Source organism: Sulfitobacter sp. HI0129 (genome assembly GCF_001635395.1).
Classification (GTDB): domain Bacteria; phylum Pseudomonadota; class Alphaproteobacteria; order Rhodobacterales; family Rhodobacteraceae; genus Sulfitobacter.
On sequence record NZ_LWGH01000043.1, the window covers coordinates 1 to 349 of the forward strand.

General features: G+C 58.2%; 1 protein-coding gene. It reads left to right on the forward strand.

Going from position 1 to position 349, the window contains the following annotated elements:
• The coding region (locus A3764_RS25770) for a hypothetical protein (protein WP_236627972.1) at positions 1 to 220 on the forward strand (220 nt) is incomplete at its 5' end.
• Between the last annotated feature and the right edge of the window lie 129 nt (positions 221 to 349).

A 349-nucleotide genomic window follows, 5' to 3' on the forward strand; every position in this document is an offset into this window, starting at 1 on the left:
AAGTCCGCAGGTGGGCACCGCATTCAAGGCAGCGGTCCCGCAGCATCTCTTTGTGAACCGGGCAAACAACCCGTTCAACCAACCTCCAATCAGCCCGAATATAGGCGTCCCGCCCCACCGCGACATCCGCATCAAAGCAGGCAAAACATACGGATACACCTCCCCCTCTCGCACTCGAAATCCAATCGCGCGGCCGGTTGTGGTGCCTAAATTTCAATGAAAGGCGTTCGAGGCGCGCAGGATCGATCCTGCAGCCCCGCGCCCAAATCTTTAGTAGTTCCGGGTCAGGCGCTGTGTCATCAATCTGGCGTAGCAACGGTAGGGTATCCCTCTGCCCTGCCATATACGC